The sequence below is a fragment of the Pyxidicoccus caerfyrddinensis genome, assembly GCF_010894405.1.
Taxonomy (GTDB): Bacteria; Myxococcota; Myxococcia; order Myxococcales; family Myxococcaceae; genus Myxococcus; species Myxococcus caerfyrddinensis.
Genome location: NZ_JAAIYA010000026.1, coordinates 42,686 through 60,077 on the forward strand (window position 1 = coordinate 42,686; position 17,392 = coordinate 60,077).

General features: G+C 69.0%; 11 protein-coding genes. 7 read left to right on the forward strand and 4 right to left on the reverse strand.

What is annotated here, in order from left to right; all coding sequences use genetic code 11:
• Nucleotides 1–4 precede the first annotated feature (4 nt).
• Genes G4D86_RS41800 through G4D86_RS41810 form a run of 3 tightly spaced genes read right to left on the reverse strand, consistent with a single transcriptional unit; the run spans nt 5 to nt 4,115 of the window.
• Nucleotides 5–853 (reverse strand): sugar ABC transporter permease, encoded by an 849-nt coding sequence (locus G4D86_RS41800; protein WP_164000072.1) that lies wholly within the window; start codon nt 851–853, stop codon nt 5–7.
• The gene (locus G4D86_RS41805; protein WP_164000073.1) at nt 850–3,030 is read right to left on the reverse strand and encodes an extracellular solute-binding protein; all 2,181 of its coding nucleotides are present in this window, start codon (nt 3,028–3,030) and stop codon (nt 850–852) included. Before G4D86_RS41805 ends, G4D86_RS41800 begins: the two co-directional genes overlap by 4 nt.
• Entirely contained in the window at nt 3,027–4,115 is a 1,089-nt protein-coding gene (locus tag G4D86_RS41810; protein ID WP_164000075.1) for an ABC transporter ATP-binding protein, read from the reverse strand. The genes G4D86_RS41805 and G4D86_RS41810 overlap by 4 nt, the downstream gene beginning before the upstream one ends.
• 253 nt (nt 4,116–4,368) lie before the next feature.
• Between G4D86_RS41810 and G4D86_RS41815 the strand changes: the two genes are divergently transcribed.
• Genes G4D86_RS41815 through hemE form a run of 4 tightly spaced genes read left to right on the forward strand, consistent with a single transcriptional unit; the run spans nt 4,369 to nt 11,814 of the window.
• Nucleotides 4,369–6,801 (forward strand): glycogen debranching protein, encoded by a 2,433-nt coding sequence (locus G4D86_RS41815; RefSeq protein WP_240360787.1) that lies wholly within the window; start codon nt 4,369–4,371, stop codon nt 6,799–6,801.
• 39 nt (nt 6,802–6,840) lie between these two features.
• Nucleotides 6,841–8,340: a hypothetical protein gene (locus G4D86_RS41820; RefSeq protein ID WP_164000080.1), complete on the forward strand. Its 1,500-nt coding sequence runs from the start codon at nt 6,841–6,843 to the stop codon at nt 8,338–8,340.
• Nucleotides 8,331–10,712 carry an alpha-amylase family glycosyl hydrolase gene (locus G4D86_RS41825; protein ID WP_164000081.1) on the forward strand — a complete coding sequence of 794 codons (2,382 nt, stop codon included), beginning with the start codon at nt 8,331–8,333 and terminating at the stop codon, nt 10,710–10,712. The genes G4D86_RS41820 and G4D86_RS41825 overlap by 10 nt, the downstream gene beginning before the upstream one ends.
• Before the next feature lie 55 nt (nt 10,713–10,767).
• A complete protein-coding gene (gene hemE / locus G4D86_RS41830; RefSeq protein ID WP_164000083.1) occupies nt 10,768–11,814 on the forward strand; it encodes a uroporphyrinogen decarboxylase in 1,047 nt (348 codons plus the stop codon).
• 66 nt (nt 11,815–11,880) lie between these two features.
• On the opposite strand, the gene G4D86_RS41835 is transcribed toward hemE, so the two are convergent.
• Nucleotides 11,881–12,249 (reverse strand): hypothetical protein, encoded by a 369-nt coding sequence (locus tag G4D86_RS41835; RefSeq protein WP_164000019.1) that lies wholly within the window; start codon nt 12,247–12,249, stop codon nt 11,881–11,883.
• Between the two features lie 179 nt (nt 12,250–12,428).
• On the opposite strand from G4D86_RS41835, the gene G4D86_RS41840 reads away from it, so the two are divergent.
• The 3 genes from G4D86_RS41840 (at nt 12,429) to fadJ (ending at nt 17,336) form a co-directional block, all read left to right on the forward strand.
• Nucleotides 12,429–13,733, forward strand: coding sequence for a radical SAM/SPASM domain-containing protein (locus G4D86_RS41840; RefSeq protein WP_164000252.1), 1,305 nt, complete (start codon nt 12,429–12,431; stop codon nt 13,731–13,733).
• 61 nt (nt 13,734–13,794) lie between these two features.
• Nucleotides 13,795–15,096 (forward strand): acetyl-CoA C-acyltransferase FadI, encoded by a 1,302-nt coding sequence (gene fadI / locus G4D86_RS41845; protein ID WP_164000085.1) that lies wholly within the window; start codon nt 13,795–13,797, stop codon nt 15,094–15,096.
• Nucleotides 15,096–17,336 (forward strand): fatty acid oxidation complex subunit alpha FadJ, encoded by a 2,241-nt coding sequence (fadJ, locus tag G4D86_RS41850; protein ID WP_164000087.1) that lies wholly within the window; start codon nt 15,096–15,098, stop codon nt 17,334–17,336. Before fadI ends, fadJ begins: the two co-directional genes overlap by 1 nt.
• Nucleotides 17,337–17,392 lie beyond the last annotated feature (56 nt).

Here is a 17,392-nt window from a genome sequence, read left to right on the forward strand (position 1 = left end):
GCCATCACCCCTTGACGCCGCCAGCGGTGAGACCGCCGACGAGGTGCTTCTGGAGAGCGAAGAACAAAGCCATGACCGGCGCGGAAATCACGAGTGCACCGGCGGCGAACTTGCCCCACTCCACCTTGTATTCGCCCACGTACCGCTGGAGGGCGACCGGCAGGGTGAAGCGGGTCGGGTCATTGAGCAGCGTGGCGGCGAGGATGAACTCGTTCCACGCCGTCATGAAGGAAAACAGCGCCGTCACGGCCAGCGCGGGGCGGGCCAGCGGCAGCACCACCTTGATGAACACCTGGGCGGGGGAGGCCCCGTCCATCACCGCCGCCTCCTCCAGTTCGCGCGGCAGCGTGTCGAAGTAGCCCTTCAGGTTCCAGATGCAGAAGGGCAGGGCGGTGGTGGCGTACACGAGGACGAGCCCCGTGAGGCTGTCCAGCAGGTGGAGCTTCTCGAGGATGCTGTAGATGGGCACCAGCATCAGCGTCGCCGGGAACATCTGCGTAATCAGCAGCGTCTGCATCCCGCCTTCCTTGCCGGGGAAGCGGAACCGGGACAGCGCGTACGCCGCGGACACCGCCAGCGCCAGGCCCACCAGCGTGGTGGCGCCGGACACGACGAGGCTCGACAGGAGCTGCCGGCCGAACAGCCAGCGCCCGGAGGCGTCCGTGCCCAGCAGCACCTCGCGGAAGTGCTCCAGGGTGATGGACTCCGGGAAGGGGTTGACGGTGAGCGTGAGGCTGTCGGAGGGCGACAGCGCCATCTTCACCACCCACAGCACCGGGTAGAGCGTGGCCATGCACGTCAGCATCAGCCCGGCGTGGATGGCGGCCATCTTCAGCTTCGACGGGCGGTTCATCCCATCACCTCCGACGACGCACGCATCAGGCGCTTGGTGAAGCTGGACCAGGCCAGCAGCACCACGAAGATGAGGACCGAGTACGCCGCGGCGAAGCCGTACTGCTGGTTTCGCTGGAAGGCCCAGCGGAAGGCCTCGGACACCAAGATGTCCGTGCCACCGCCCGGCTCACCACCGGAGACCAGGTAGATGATGTTGAACATGTTGAACGTCCACACGCTGCCCAGGATGACGGCGGGCAGCATGGCGGGCCTGAGCAGCGGCAGGGTGATGTGCCGGAACTGCGTCCACTTGCTCGCGCCGTCCACCTCCGCCGCCTCGTACAGCTCCTGGGGGATGGACTGGAGCGCGCCCAGCGCCACCACCATCATGAAGGGGAAGCCCAGCCAGGTGTTGGTGGCCACGTTGGCCGCGAAGGCGGTGGAGAACTTCGTGAACCAGCTCACCGGCTCCATCCCCAGCGCCACCAGCAGGCCGTTGATGGCGCCGAACTGCTGGTGGAACATGCCCTTCCACATCAGCGCGGTGATGTAGTTGGGCACCGCCCACGGGATGATGAGCAGCACCCGGTACACGCCCTTGAGCTTCAGGAGCGGGTCCTTGAGCAGCAGCGCCAGGAACAGGCCGATGCTCACGTGGAGCACCACGTTGACCAGCGCCCACAGCAGCGTCACCGCCAGCGTGAAGTAGAAGGACAGCGGCTCGCTGATGCTGTAGCCGCGGCTGGCCAGGATGTCGATGAAGTTGGCCAGGCCGACGAAGGAGTACTGGCCCGGCTCGTAGTGGAAGAGCGACAGGCTCAGGCCCACCACGAAGGGGATGAACACCAGCACCAGGATGCCGGCCGACGCGGGCGCGAGGTACGTCGCCGCCAATGCCACATCCGGGTAGCGCCGCTTGAAGGGCAGCGTCGGCGCGGGCCGGCGCATCACCCACACCGTGCCGCCCACGGCCATGACGCCCACCAGCCCCAGCCAGGGCAGGGGGCTCGCGTCGGGGGGACGCTCGCGGTGCAGCGCGCGGTAGCGACGGTCGGCGAGCGCGCCCGCGTCCTGGGGCTCGGTGCCGCCCTGGAGCACCGCGCGCAGCGCGAGCTTCATGGGCTCCCACACCCGGAGCATCTCCAGGGTGTTGGGCATGGGCGTGGCGTTCTTCGCCGCCTCGCGGAAGGAGGAGATGAGCACGTCGTCCTTCACCGCCTGCAGCTGGTACGCGGCCACGTCCGCCGGAATCTGCCGGCCCACCGTGGTGCGCACGAGCGACGCCTCACCCAGGGAGAGGAAGCGCGCCAGCGCCTGCGCCTGCTCGGCCTGCTTCGACTGGGAGGAGACGTACGCCGCCTCCACGCCCAGGAAGGGCTTCAGGGGGATGCCCGTCTCGCTCACCGTGGGCAGTGCCACCACGCGGTAGTCCACGGAGGGCGCCACCTCGCCGGCGAACCAGGGGCCGCTGATGATCATGGCCACGCGGCCGTCGTTGAAGAGGCTCTTCACCAGTGCGCCGGTGATCTCCTGCGGGATGAAGCGGTCGTCCTGCAGCTTCTTCACGAAGGCCAGCGAGCGCGCCATGCCCTCCGTGTTGAAGGTCGCCTTGCCGGACGCGTCGAACAGCTCGCCGCCGAAGCCGAAGAGGAAGGGCGCGTGGAAGTAGAAGTCGCCGTTCTCGTAGGCGAAGCCGAAGCGGCCCGCCTTCTCATCCGACAGGGCCGGCAGCATCGCCAGGAGCTCCGCCGTGGTGGTCGGCGGGGTGGGCACCAGCTTCGTGTTGACGTAGAGCGCCAGGGACTTCAGCGACATGGGATAGCCGTACACCTGGCCATCCACCTCCAGCGCCTCCAGCGCGTTGGGGAAGTAGTCGCCGCGCGCGAGCTTGCTGGCGGGGGCCAGCAGGTGCTGGGCGTGAAAGTTGCGCAGCCGCTCGTGGTTGAAGATGAAGACGTCCGGGCCCGCGCCGTGCGGAATCCCGTTGGTCAGCTTGTCGGCGTACGCGTTGTACGGCACGGCGAGCAGCTCCACCGGGACGCCCGTCTTCGCGGTGAACAGCTGCGTCACCTGGATGATCGCCGTCTCCTCGCCGCCACGGTACGCGTGCCACAGCTTCAGCGGCGCGGCCGCGTCGCCGGCCGCCTGCGCGCTCCACGCCGTGGCGAGGAGCACGAGCGCCAGCAACCTCTTCACGACGCCACCTCCAGCGAGTCGCGGTCCACCGGGTGCCGCAGCGCGCGCGCCCCGTCCTCGGTGAAGACGTGCAGCGAGTCCGCGACGGGCGCGAGGGAGACCTTGTCTCCGACGGTGACGTTCGTCCCCTTCTCGAAGCGCGCCGCCACCGGGCCCGCCTCGGTGCTGAGGAAGGCGTACCCGTCGAAGCCCAGCCGCTCCACCGCGTCCACCGTGCCCGCCAGCGGCCCCTGTGCCGCGACGCGCAAGTCTTGAGGACGCAGGCCCACCAGCACCTTCCCGGCGTCCGCCGGCACGTCCACGGGGCAGGGCAGGGTGAAGCCCTTGCCGGTGAAGCCCGAGCCCTCGCGCTTCGCCTCCAGGAAGTTCATGGCCGGGGAGCCGAGGAACCCCGCCACGAAGCGGTTCGCCGGGCGGTTGTAGAGCTCCAGCGGCGGCCCCACCTGCTGGAGGATGCCCCCGTTGAAGACGGCCACGCGGGTGGCCAGCGTCATCGCCTCCACCTGGTCGTGGGTGACGTAGATCATCGTGGCGCTCAGCCGCCGGTGCAGCCGCGCCAGCTCGCCGCGCATCTGCACGCGCAGGGCGGTGTCCAGGTTGGACAGGGGCTCGTCGAAGAGGAACACCTTGGGGCGCCGGACGATGGCGCGGCCCATGGCCACGCGCTGGCGTTGGCCACCGGACAGCGCCTTGGGCTTGCGGTCCAGCAGGTGGCTCAGCTCCAGCATCCCCGCCACTTCCTGCACCCGCGAGGTGATCTCCGCCTCCGGGAACTTCCGCAGCGTCAGGCCGAAGGCCAGGTTCTCCCGCACCGTCATGTGCGGGTAGAGCGCGTACGACTGGAACACCATCGCCACGTCGCGATCACGCGGGGGGACGTCGTTCACCCGCGCGCCGCCAATCTTCACCTCTCCCGAGTCCACCTGCTCCAGCCCCGCGATGAGGCGCAGCAGGGTGGTCTTTCCGCAGCCGGAGGGCCCCACCATGACGAGGAATTCGCCTTCCCTCACCTGAAGGTCCACGCCCTTCACGATGAGGTTCTGGCCAAACGACTTCTTGATCCCGCTCAGGATGACTTCGGACAAGACGCGCTCGGAAAATGTGTGGGGAGGACGGCGGCGAACCTTACCCTTCCGGCGTCATTTTCCTCAAACCCGCCGGGTTGGGCGCGCTGCGTCATGCATGAGCCACCCATCCGAGCGAGAGTGCGGGCCGTAAGGGCTTCCGGGGGCTGCCTTGTCAGCCCCGGAAGCCGCTTGTTATGGAAGCGTGGTTCGTTCCCGGGCCGAAGTCCGTCCGGAATGCCGAGGGCAGCCTACCCGTATGAGCACTCCCCGTATGACCCGCCTGAAGGGCGCGGCCCTGGCCAGCGTCCTGTTCGTCTTCGGCTGCAGTGAGAGCGATTACGTCCGGCTCTACCACAGCGAAGCCCGGGCCCCGAGCTACTCGGTCGACGACGTGGAGTCCATGCGGCACATGGGCACCACCTTCGCGGACCGCGGCGTCAACTTCGCCCTCTACTCGGAGAACGCCACCCGGCTGGAGCTGCTGCTCTTCGACGACCCGGAAGTGAACCGCCCCACGCGCACGTACGAGATGACGCGCTACGGGGACGTGTGGAGCGTCTACGTGGAGGGCGTGGGGCTGGGCCAGAACTACGGCTTTCGCGCCTGGGGGCCCAACTGGGAGTACGACCCCGAGTGGTTCCCCGGCTCCATCAAGGGCTTCAAGTCGGACGTGGACGTCTACGGCAATCGCTTCAACCCCAACAAGCTGCTGACGGACCCCTACTCGAAGGCGCTCCACCGCGATCACGACTGGGGCAAGGGCAGCACCGCCAGCGGCCCGGCGCGCACGGAAGTCACCTACGCGGCCTCGGCCAAGAGCGTCATCGTCCAGAGCGGCTACGCATGGGGCGAGGTGGAAGAGCAGTGGCGCTCCAACCGCCAGGACGAGAACTGGAAGGGCCACTCGTGGAACGACCTCGTCGTCTACGAGGTCCACGCCAAGGGCTTCACCGCGGACCCCGCCAGCGGCGTGCGCTTCCCGGGCACCTACCGCGGCATGGGCGAGAAGGCGGACTACTTCAAGGACCTGGGCATCACCGCCGTGGAGCTGCTGCCCATCCACGAGAAGCCGCTGGACGGTGGTTACTGGGGCTACCAGACCATCAACTTCTTCGCCCCCGAGCTGTCGTACTCGGCCATGAAGCGGCCGCACGAGGTGGTGGACGAGTTCAAGTGGATGGTGGAGGAGTTCCACAAGCGCGGCATCGAGGTCATCGTCGACGTGGTCTTCAACCACACCGGCGAGGGCGGCCTGTGGCGCGAGAAGCTGGAGACGGACGACGTCCTGCCCGGTGAGCCGCTGGAGTCCCTGGACCCGGCGGAAGTCGCGGGCCTCTACTCGTTCCGCGGCATCGACAACCAGGCGTACTACGCGCTCAACCCGGACCGCCGCACGTACTGGAACAACACCGGCGTGGGCAACCAGACGCGGCCCAACCACCGGCCCATGCGCAAGCTCACCGTGGACAGCCTCCGCTACTACGCGGAGGAGCTGCACGTGGACGGCTTCCGCTTCGACCTGGCGCCCATCCTGGGAGAGCGCGACGGCGACTTCAACCGCTGGGACGACCCGCGCAACACGGTGCTCCAGGAGATCATCGACGACCCCGTCCTGCAGAAGTACAACACCCGCATCATCGCCGAGCCCTGGAGCGCGGGCGGCTGGTACTGCCTGCCCATGGGCGAGTTCCCCAACTCGCTGACCCAGCCGGGCGCCGGCTGGTACGAGTGGAACGGCCGCTTCCGCGACTGGTGGCGCGCCTTCATCAACCGCGACGACTGGAAGCTCAACTCCAACGAGGGCTCGCTGTGCGGCAAGCCCGGCGCGGCGGATGGCCCCTTCCTGATGTACGGCAGCCGGGACTGGTACGCGCGCAATGACCGCCGCCCGTACCACTCGATGAACTTCATCACCGTGCACGACGGCTTCACGATGTACGACCTGTTCGCCTACGACAAGAAGGAGAACAAGTGCGGGCCGCTCAACCCGGTGTGCTGCGACACGCCCAACAGCCCCTTCTGCGACAAGGTCAGCGGCGAGGACAACAACCGCTCGCGCAACTGGGGCGCGGTGGGGGATGCGCGCGGTGAGAGCCTGCGCCGGCAGATGATGCGCAACGCCTTCATGTCCATGATGATCAGCCACGGCACGCCGATGATTCTCGGCGGCGACGAGTGGATGCGCACGCAGCTGGGCAACAACAACGCGTACTCCACGCGCGCGGACAACCCGTTCAACTGGTACCAGTGGGGCGCGTACCTGGCACGGGACGAGCGGCACCGCATGCACGACTTCGTCAAGGCGGCCATCCGCCTGCGCAAGGAGCACTCGTACGCCTTCGCCCCTTCGGACTACGAGAAGGGTGCGCCGCTGGCGTGGAAGAGCGCGCAGAACACCGACGAGGTGCTCTGGGACAGCAAGCAGCTGATGATCCACTACTACGACGTGTCCTTCGGGCCGGAGCTGGTGGTGCTCATCAACATGGAGCCCCGCGCGGTGGAGTTCACCCTGCCGCAGGTGGTGGGCCGGACGTGGAAGCGGCTCATCGACACGCAGGCCTACTTCGACAGCGCCGAGTACCTCACGGCCACGGGACTGAGCAGCCGCGTCACGGGCAACTCGTGGCTGGACGCGCCGTCGCCGGTGACGGGCACGACGTACGGCGTCCCGGAGCGCACCATCGTCGTCCTGCGCGCGGAGTAGGGCAGGCAGCCAGAGGTGCGCTATAAGCGGGGCTCGCCCATGCGAGTCCCGCCCGCGCGCCTCGGCGCATTCCTGCTGCTTCTCCTCAGCCCGCTCCTGGCCCTGGCCGACGCTCCCCGAGATCGCTTCGGGGCCGCGGGTTACTTCCGCATCATGACCCGCCCGGACTTCTCGGGTGGCTCCGGCCAGCTGGGCTACTACTGGCTCTACGGCCGGCTCCTCAACGAGAGCCCCTACGCCGAGCTCAACCTGAAGCTCGACGTGCTCCAGGCCACGCCGGGCTCCGACGAGGTCTGGGCCGAGGTGCACACGCGCTTCTCCGGTACCTCCATCCGCTCGGCGGACCCGGGCAATGGCTCGTTCGTCAACTTCCGCGCGGACTACCTCTTCGTGCGCGCCGGCAACATCCTGCTCGACAGGGTGACGTGGCAGCTGGGCACGCTCGAGAACCGCTGGAACGACCTGCACATCTACGACCAGCGGCCCGGCACGCTGCTCTACAACACGGTGGGCCTGTCCGGCACGTACACGGGGGACCGCTACGACGTGCTGCTGGCGGTGGGTGACAGCGGCTACTCGCTGCGGCCGCAGAAGTACAACACCGTGCTCACCGGCGCCGCGCACTTCCGCTACCGGCTGATTCCGGGGCACCTGGAGGCCGGCGTGCGCGGGCAGTTGGGCTACGAGCCCTCCGTGCGCGGCAACCGCAACGCGCTCTACGCGTCGCCCGGCATCAACTACGAGGACTACGTCCGGCGCCAGGTGGTGCAGCGCTACTTCGAGGCCAACCCCGGCCTGGAGGACCTGGTGCCCGACCTGAAACCGCGCAGCGCGGTTTCCTATATGGCCGCCGGCTACCTGGGCTTCGGCAACTGGGGCCCGCTCATCTGGGACAACTTCTACGTCACCTTCGAGCGCAAGCACCCGGACCAGTCGTACTCGGAGAACTACCGGGGCCGGGATTGGACCGTCTACATCGCGGACCAGACGGACCAGCGCTACGAGGCGAACCTCGGCAACGAGGCGTACATCAAGATCATCCCCGACAAGCTGGAGGCGCTCTGGGGCGTCTGGGTGGGCTACGCCTTCAACAAGGACAACGCCATCAAGCCGGGTGACGACGACCGGTTCATCGCGTCCACGGTGCTGCGGCTCCAGTACTTCCTCACCGAGCGGGTCCACCTGCTGGCGGAGACGAGCATCGCCCGGGAGAAGAGTGAGAATGGCAACCTCTTCCGCAACCACGTGGACTCGGTGTTCACCAACACGGGCGGCATGCCGGACGCGCGCGGGCTGGAGTTCGGTGACAGCGACACGCGCGACACGTGGCAGGGCAAGGTGGGCGTGGTGCTCAACCCGACGGGCAGGGGCATCTACGCGCGCCCCAGCCTGCGCCTGCTCTACGGCATCCAGTACTCCACGCAGCACGCGGCGTTCGGCAACTCCTTCGTGGAGAGTCTGGACCAGTACAACGTCTACGTCGGCCCCGAGCGCCACTGGCACTCGGTGGTCGCCATCGAGGCCGAAGGATGGTTCTGAGACAGCGGTGGGCCCTGGCGGCCCTCTTCCTCGCGGTGGGCACGGCGGGATGTCTGCTGAAGCAGTCCACCGCGCCCGTGCTGGCGCCCAACGGCACGGTGGTGGCGGTGGCCTACGTGCGCGACGACAGGCTCAAGCGCGGCGTCGTGGCGGACGTGCCGCAGGGCGTGAAGCAGCGCGTGGCGGAGGCCCTGGCGAAGCGCAACCTCCAGGTGCAGGAGGTGCCGTACGAGCAGTACGCGGCCGAGTTCGCGAGGGTGTCGGAGTCCCAGCGCCGCTACGCCATGCTGATGGCCCATGCGCCGAACGCGCCGCTGTACCTGCTGGTGGAGACGCGCGTCTCCTTCTTCGGCGAGGTGAGCGGGCGCTTCTCGTGGGAGGTCTACGTCCGCACGACGGCGGGGCGCGCCAACTCCACGCTGGAGCCCACGAGCATCAGCCAGGACTACTCCGCCGCGCTTCAGTACGACCAGCAGCGGGAGAACGACGCGCAGCTGGAGGTGTCGCGTCAGATCGCGGGGCAGGCCGCGGGCCTGTTCGACTCGTTCCTCGCGTCGCCCATGATGGTGCCGGTGACGGACGGGGGCCCGGCCGTGGTGCCCGGCCTGAGCGCGCCGGCCGGCGAGGGCATCGAGCCCGGGACGAGCACGCCGTCCGCGCCTCCCAGGCCGCCGGAGGGCGGTGCGGCGGACGGCGGCTCGGCGTGGGTGCCGCCCGCGGGGGACGCCATCTACTTCGTGATGGTGGACCGCTTCGCGAATGGGGACTCGCGCAATGACGGGAAGGTGGACCTGAAGGATGCGCAGGCGTTCCATGGGGGCGACCTGCAGGGTGTCATCTCGCGGTTGGACGGGCTGAAGCAGCTCGGTGTCCGCACGGTGTGGCTTTCACCCGTCTTCCAGATGCGGACGGAGAAGTTCTACGGGTACGGCGCCTTCCACGGGTACTGGGTAGAGGACTTCGGGAAGGTGGAGCCGCGCTTCGGTGACGAGGCGCTGCTGACGAAGCTGTCGGAGGAGCTGCGCCGCCGGGACATGCGGCTGGTGCTGGACGTGGTGCTCAACCACGTGGGCCCCGAGACGAAGCTGGTGCGCGAGAAGCCCCAGTGGTTCCACGGCCTGGGCCCCATCGACAACTGGAACGACACGCGCGAGTTGGTGATGCGCGACGTGCACGGGCTGCCGGACCTGGCGGTGGAGAAGGACGAGGTCTACCAACATCTCCTCGGGCACTCGCAGCAGTGGGTGGACGCGGTGAAGCCCGCGGGCTTCCGGCTGGATGCGGTGAAGCACATGCCGCTGAAGTTCTGGGCCCGCTACAACGACGACCTGCGGGCCCACGCGGGGAAGGACTTCCTGCTGCTGGGGGAGATGCTGGACGGGGACCCGGTGCTGCTGGCGGACACGATGGCGAAGGGGCACTTCGGGACGATGTTCGACTTCCCGCTGGCCTTCGCGCTGGTGGATGTCTTCTGCCGCGACAGGTCGCCCTCGCACCTGGGCGCGGTGCTCTCCAACGACAGGCTGTACCCGGCGCCGGGCTCGCTGGTGACGCTGGTGGACAACCACGACCTGCCCCGGGTGATGAGCGAGTGCGGCGGGGACGTGGAGCGGGTGAAGCGGGCCCTGGCGGTGCAGCTCACCGCGCGCGGGGTGCCGGCGCTCACGTACGGGACGGAGGAGGGGCTGGCGGGGAAGAAGGAGCCGGAGAATCGCGGGGACATGCGCTTCACGGCGGACCATCCGCTGCGCGGCTGGATTTCGAAGCTGCTGGAGCTGCGGCGGGGCAGTGAGGCCCTCCAGGGTGGCGAGACGCTCGTGCTCGCCGCCCGGGAGGACCTCTTTGCCTACGCCCGCGTGGCGCCAGACGAGGCCGTGGTGGTTGCCGTGAACCGGGGCAGGGGGCTCGTGGACGTGGCGCTTCCGGCGGGGCTCGCGGGAGCACGCGTCTCCGAGCTGCTCGCGGGCACCGCGTTTCCGGGCACCGATTCCATCCCCGTGCCGCCCGGCCCGGTGACGCTGCTGCGGCTGAAGCCGCGCGAGACCGGTGGCTTCGGCGCGCTGGTGGCGCAGGCCCGTACGCGCTGGCGGGGGCAGGGCGAGCGGCGCACGGTGGAGCTGACGGTGGACGACGCGTCGGCGCGGCTGGTGGGCAGCGGACCGGAGCTGGGCGGCTGGAAGCCCGAGCGCTCACTGCGTCCGGAATCCGGCGGATTCAAGCTGTCGCTGCCCGTGGGGGCCGTGTTCGAGTACAAGCTCGTGCGCGACGGCACCCCGGGGAAGTTCGACTGGGAGGGCGGAGACAACCGCCTGTTGTACGTGCCCGAAGGCCGCGAGCCCCTGCGCCTGAGTCTGGCGTGGGGCAAGCGCTGAAGGACATCCTCCACTTGCCCCCTCGTCACGAGCGGGGCCGACACCGAGGCCTGAAGTGAACGACCGACTCCTCCGCGCGGCGCGCCGCCAGCCCACCGACACGACGCCCGTGTGGCTGATGCGCCAGGCCGGCCGCTACCTGCCCGAGTACCGGGCCATCCGCGGCAACATCGCCTTCCTGGACCTGTGCAAGCACCCGGACCTGGCGGCCGAAGTGACGGTGCAGCCGGTGACACGCCTGGGCGTGGACGCGGCCATCATCTTCTCGGACATCCTCATCCCCGTGGAGGCGATGGGCATTGTGCTGGAGCTGGGCGACAAGGGCCCGCACTTCCCCAACCCGGTGCGCACCGCGGCGGACATCGACAAGCTCGGTGTGCCGGACCCGGTGCAAGGCACGGGCTTCGTGGCCGAGGCCATCCGCCGCACGCGCAAGGCGCTGAATGACTCGGTGCCCGTCATCGGCTTCGCGGGCGCGCCCTTCACGCTGGCCGCGTACCTGGTCGAAGGCGGCGGCTCGAAGAGCTACATCCTCATCAAGCGGCTGATGTTCGAGCAGCCGGAGCTGGCGCACCGCCTCTTCGGGAAGCTCACGGACACGCTGATTCCGTACCTGAAGATGCAGGTGGAGGCGGGCGCGAGCATCGTCCAGATTTTCGACTCGTGGGGCGGCGAGCTGTCGCCGTGGGACTACGAGCGCTTCTGCATTCCGTACCTGAAGCGGATGGTGTCCGAGCTGAAGGCGACGGGCGTGCCCGTCATCGTGTTCGGCGTGGGCATGTCCACGCACCTGCCGCTCTTGAAGAGCACGGGCGCGGACGTGGTGGGGCTGGACTGGACGATGCCCATGGACGAGGGCCGCAAGGTGCTGGGCCCGGACGTGGCGGTGCAGGGCAACCTGGACCCGCTGCACCTGTTCCTGCCGCGCGAGGAGCTGGACGGGCGCGTGAAGGACATCCTCCAGCGCGCCGGGCCCGTGGGGCACATCTTCAACCTGGGCCACGGCATCCTGCCGCCCACGGACCCGGACTCGGCGAAGTTCCTCGTGGACGCCGTGCACAAGCACGGCGTGGCACTGAGGCAGGGGACGCTGGGGAAGTAGCGGCTCAGCCGCCCTCAGCGGGGACGCCGTGCACAGGCAAGGCGTCCCGGTGCGGAAGGGCGCGCCTCAGCCGGCGTCGCCCAGTGTGCCGGCATCCCCCTGGGTGCCAGCGTCTCCCAGGGAACCGGCATCCACGGGAATGCAGCTCATGCCTCCGCCGTCCAGGCTGCCCGCATCCATGCCGCCATCCGTCAGGTCGCACTGCGGCAGGTCCTCGATGCAGTCGAACGTGCCGTCGTCGCACGGCGGCATGCCGTAGCAGGCCATCAACGTGAGGCCGACCGCGCTCGCGCCCGCGAGCGTCCACAGCGAGGCCACCCAGGACATCGCAAGGCGCGTGGGCCCGCCGTCGAGCGGGTGGCTGCAGTGCAGGCACGCTTTCGCGGTGGGCGGGTTGAATCCCTGGCAGGACGGACAGCCAGACAGCTGGGGCACGGAGGGCATCCTTGTCGGAGTGGGGTGTGAGGCCGGTGGGCGAAGTGCAGGGCTCGTGCCCGAGGTAAGTGCCAGAACTCCCGAGGGCCGCGCCACTCGCCGCGTGCTGGAACGAGCGCGGGCCTGACACCGGTGTCACGGATGTTGGTGCCGGGGCTCGTCCGTTAGGCTCCGTGCGCATGGTGAACCGGCGCATCGACGTGAGCCCCACGGACTACCACCCCGCCTACGTGGTGTGGGAGCTGACCCTCGCGTGCGACCAGCCCTGCACGCACTGTGGCTCGCGGGCCGGCACCGCACGCGCGGGGGAGCTGGGCACGGAGGAGGCGCTCGGGGTGGTGGCGCAGCTCGCGGCGATGCGCGCACGGGAGGTGGTGCTCATCGGTGGAGAGGCGTACCTGCACCCGGGGTTCCTCCGCATCATCCAGGCGTTGAAGGCCGCGGGCATCCGGCCGGGCCTGACGACGGGCGGGCGCGGAGTCACCGCGGAGCTGGCCTCGGAGATGGCGAGCGCGGGGCTGTACGCAGCGTCGGTGAGCATCGACGGGCTGGAGCCCACGCACGACATCATGCGCGCGGCCCGGGGCAGCTTCGCTTCCGCCACCGCGGCACTGGGGTACCTGAAGGCCGCCGGAGTGCGCACCGCCGCCAACACCAATCTCAACCGGCTCAACCAGGGGGACCTGGAGGGGCTCTATTCGCACTTGAGGGCCCAGGGCATCGGGGCGTGGCAGGTGCAGATCACCGCGCCGCTCGGGCGCGCGGCGGACCGGCCGGACCTGCTGCTGCAGCCGTGGGATTTGATGGACCTGATGCCGCGCATCGCCCGGCTGAAGGAGCAGGCGCGGCAGGACCGCATCACCGTGATGCCGGGCAACAACCTGGGCTACTTCGGGCCGGAGGAGGCGCTGCTGCGCTCGGTGCACGCGGGCGGGCGAGACCACTGGCGGGGCTGTCAGGCGGGGCGCTACGTGATGGGCATCGAGTCGAATGGCGCGGTGAAGGGATGCCCCTCGCTCCAGACGGCGCACTACGTGGGCGGCAACCTGCGCGAGCAGTCACTGGAGACCATCTGGAAGGACACGCCACAGTTGGCCTTCACGCGGACGCGCACGGTGGAGGACTTGTGGGGCTTCTGCCGCACGTGCCCCTTCGCGGAGACGTGCATGGGCGGGTGCAGCTTCACGGCGCATGCGCTGTTCGGCCGGCCGGGGAACAACCCCTACTGTCACTTCCGCGCAAAGACGCGCGCGGCGGAAGGGACGCGGGAGCGGCTCGTGCCGAAGGCGCCCGCGCCGGGCCGGCCATTCGACAACGGCCTGTACGAAATCGTCGAGGAGCCCTTCGACGCGCCGGACCCCAAGCCGCAGCTCGCGCGCGAGTACGTGAAGACGAAGCGCTGGCCGAAGCCCGCTCTGCCTCCTACCGGGCAGGCAGTTGCTCCTTCCGCTCAACCGTTGACTCTTGAATCAACGGACGATTGACGCGGTGCATTGTCGGCCGTTAGATGCGCCTCATCCGACGCAGCAGGAAGGTGAGGCACACATGGCAAGCGAGAAGCGCAAGGGCCACCCGAGGGTGGCCATCGTCCGCGGATTGCGGACCCCGTTCGTGAAGGCGGGCTCGGTCTTCTCCGGGCTCACCGCGCTGGACCTCGGCCGCATGGTGGTCCAGGAGCTCGTCCAGCGGACGGAGCTGGACCCGAACACCATCGACCAGGTGGTCTTCGGCCAGGTCATCCCCACGCTGACGGCCCCGTCCATCGCCCGCGAGGTGGTCATCGCCGCGGGCCTGCCGAAGAAGATCGAGGCCTTCACCGTGGCGCGCGCCTGCGCCACGTCCATCCAGGCGATGACCACGGCGGCCAACGCGATTGCCGTGGGCGAGGCGGACATCATCATCGCCGGTGGCACCGAGTGCATGTCGGACGCCCCCATCTTCACCAGCCGGCCCCTGGCCCACGCGCTGGTGGCCGCGTCCAAGGGGCGCTCGCTGCCGGAGAAGCTCAAGCCCTTCCAGAAGCTCAAGGGCAAGGACCTGATTCCCGTGCCCCCCGCCATCGCCGAGTACTCCACCGGCCTGACGATGGGCGAGAGCGCGGAGAAGATGGCCAAGGAGAACGGCATCTCCCGCGAGGAGCAGGACCGCATCGCCTACAACTCGCACCGCAACGCCGCGCGCGCGTGGAAGGACGGCCTCTTCGACAACGAGGTCATGCACGTCGCCGTGCCGCCGAAGTACGAGCAGATTGCCGCGAAGGACAACATCGTCCGCGACGACACCAGCGTGGAGGCGCTCGGTCAGCTCAAGCCGGTGTTCGACCGCAAGTACGGCACGATTACCGCCGGCAACGCCTCGCCCCTCACCGACGGCGCCGCGGCGCTGCTGCTGATGAGCGAGGAGCGCGCGAAGGCCCTGGGCTATGAGCCGCTGGGCTACCTGCGCGCGCACGCCTACGCCGCGACGGACCCGGGCGACCAGCTCCTCCAGGGCCCCGTGTACGCGGTGCCCACCGCGCTCAAGCGCGCGGGCCTCACGCTGGCGGACATCGACCTGGTGGAGATGCACGAGGCGTTCGCCGCCCAGGTGGCGAGCAACCTCCAGGCGCTGGCGTCCAAGGAGTTCGCGAAGAAGGCCGGCTGGAGCGCGCCGGTGGGCGAGGTGGACCGCGAGCGGCTCAACGTGACGGGCGGCTCCATCGCCATCGGCCATCCCTTCGGGGCCACGGGGGCGCGCATCGTCACCCAGGCCCTCAACGAGCTGAAGCGTCGGAACAAGAACACGGTGCTGTGCACCGTCTGCGCCGCCGGTGGCCTGGGTGCCGCCGTGGTCCTGGAGCGTGCGTGATGGCCATCAAGCTTGAAGAGCTCGAGGTGAAGCAGGGCTTCCACTACCAGGTGGAGGACGGGGTCGCCGTCATCACGTACGACCTGCCGGACTCGCCCGTGAATACGCTGTCGCCCGAGACGGGCGAGGTCTTCACCCGCCTCATGTCCCGCGCGGAGGGGGCACCCGAGGTGAAGGCCGTGGTCTTCATCTCCGGCAAGAAGGACAACTTCGTCGCCGGGGCGAAGATTGATTTCCTGCAGACCATCAAGACGGCGGAAGAGGCCACCGCCATCAGCCGCAACGGCCAGGAGGGCTTCGACCGGCTCGACGCGTTCCCCAAGCCCGTCGTCGCGGCCATCCATGGTTCATGTCTCGGCGGCGGTCTGGAGTGGGCGCTGGCGTGTGACTACCGCATCGCCACGGACAGCCCCAAGACGTCGCTGGGCCTGCCGGAGACGCAGCTCGGCCTGATTCCCGGCGCCGGCGGCACCCAGCGGCTGCCCGCGCTCATCGGGGTGCAGGCGGCGCTGGACCTCATCCTCACCGGCAAGAGCCTCAAGCCCTCCAAGGCGAAGAAGCTGGGCGTGGTGGATGAAGTCGTGCCGGTGCCGCTCTTGCGCAAGCTCGCGGTGCAGCGCGCGAAGGAGCTGGCGGAGGGCACGCTGAAGGTGGAGCGCACGCGCGGCCAGGGCTTCAAGTCCGTGGTCTCCGGCGGCAAGGCGAAGGGGCTGGCGGGCTTCTTCCAGGGGCTGGCCAACAAGGAGCTGTGGGCCGAGGTTGCCCTCGAGGACAACCCGCTGGGCCGCAAGCTCGTCTTCGACGAGGCACGCAAGCAGCTGCTCAAGAAGACGCGCGGCCACTACCCGGCGCAGGAGAAGGTGCTCCAGGTGATTCGCACCGGCCTGGAGTCCGGGCACAAGGCGGGCCAGGAGGCCGAGGCGAAGGCATTCGGCGAGCTGGTGGTGTCGGACGTCTCCAAGCGGCTGGTCGAAATCTTCTTCGCCACGACGACGCTGAAGAAGGAGAACGGCACCGCCAACCCCAGCGTGAAGCCGCGCGAGGTGAAGAAGGTGGCGGTGCTGGGCGGCGGCCTGATGGGCGGCGGCATCGCCTACGTGGCCAGCGCGCTGCAGGGCGTGCCGGTGCGCGTGAAGGACAAGGACGACGCGGGCGTGGGCCGCGCGCTGAAGCAGGTGCAGTCCATCCTGGATGAGCGCACGAAGAAGCGCTCGCTGACGCCCCGCGAGGCGGCGGCGAAGATGGCGCTCATCACCGCGGGCACGGACTACAGCGGCTTCAAGTCCGCGGACCTCGTCATCGAGGCGGTGTTCGAGGACCTGAAGCTCAAGCACCGCATCATCGCCGAGGTGGAGGCTGTCACCGGCGACCCGTGCATCTTCGCGTCCAACACCTCCAGCATCCCGATTACGGAGCTGGCGAAGGGCAGCCGCCGGCCGGCGCAGGTCATCGGGATGCACTACTTCAGCCCGGTGAACAAGATGCCGCTGCTGGAGATCATCACCCACCCGGGCACCGCCGAGTGGGTGACGGCCACCTGCGTGGAGGTGGGCCGCAAGCAGGGCAAGACGGTCATCGTCGTCAACGACGGGCCGGGTTTCTACACCTCGCGCATCCTCGCGCCGTACATGAACGAGGCGGCGTACCTCCTGGCGGAGGGCGCGGACATCGCGGAGCTGGACAAGGCGCTCGTGGACTTCGGCTTCCCGGTGGGGCCGATTACCCTCCTCGACGAGGTGGGCATCGACGTGGCGCAGAAGGTGGGCCCCATCATGGAGGCCGCGTTCGGCAAGCGCATGGCGGCGCCCAAGGCGCTGGAGAACGTCGTCACCGACGGCCGCCTGGGTCGCAAGACGCAGAAGGGCTTCTACCTGTACGAGGACGGGAAGAAGAAGGAGGTGGACCCGACCATCTACGCGCTGCTGCCGCACGGGAAGGACCGCAAGTCCTTCGACCGCGAGGAGATGGCGGAGCGGCTGGTGCTGCAGATGGTGAACGAGGCCGTGCGCTGCATGGGCGAGGGCATCCTGCGCAGCGCGCGTGACGGCGACGTGGGCGCCATCTTCGGCCTGGGCTTCCCTCCGTTCCTGGGCGGCCCGCTGCGCTACGTGGACAGCCGCGGCCCCGCCGAGGTGCTGCGCAAGCTGGAGCACTTCCACGACAAGCTCGGGGAGCGGTTCACCCCCGCGCCGCACCTCGTGGAGATGGTGAAGGCGGGCAAGACGTTCTACCCGCGCTGAGCGCCGCTGAAGGCTGCACCGGCTCGGGAGTCCGCGTCATCGCGGGCTCCCGGGCT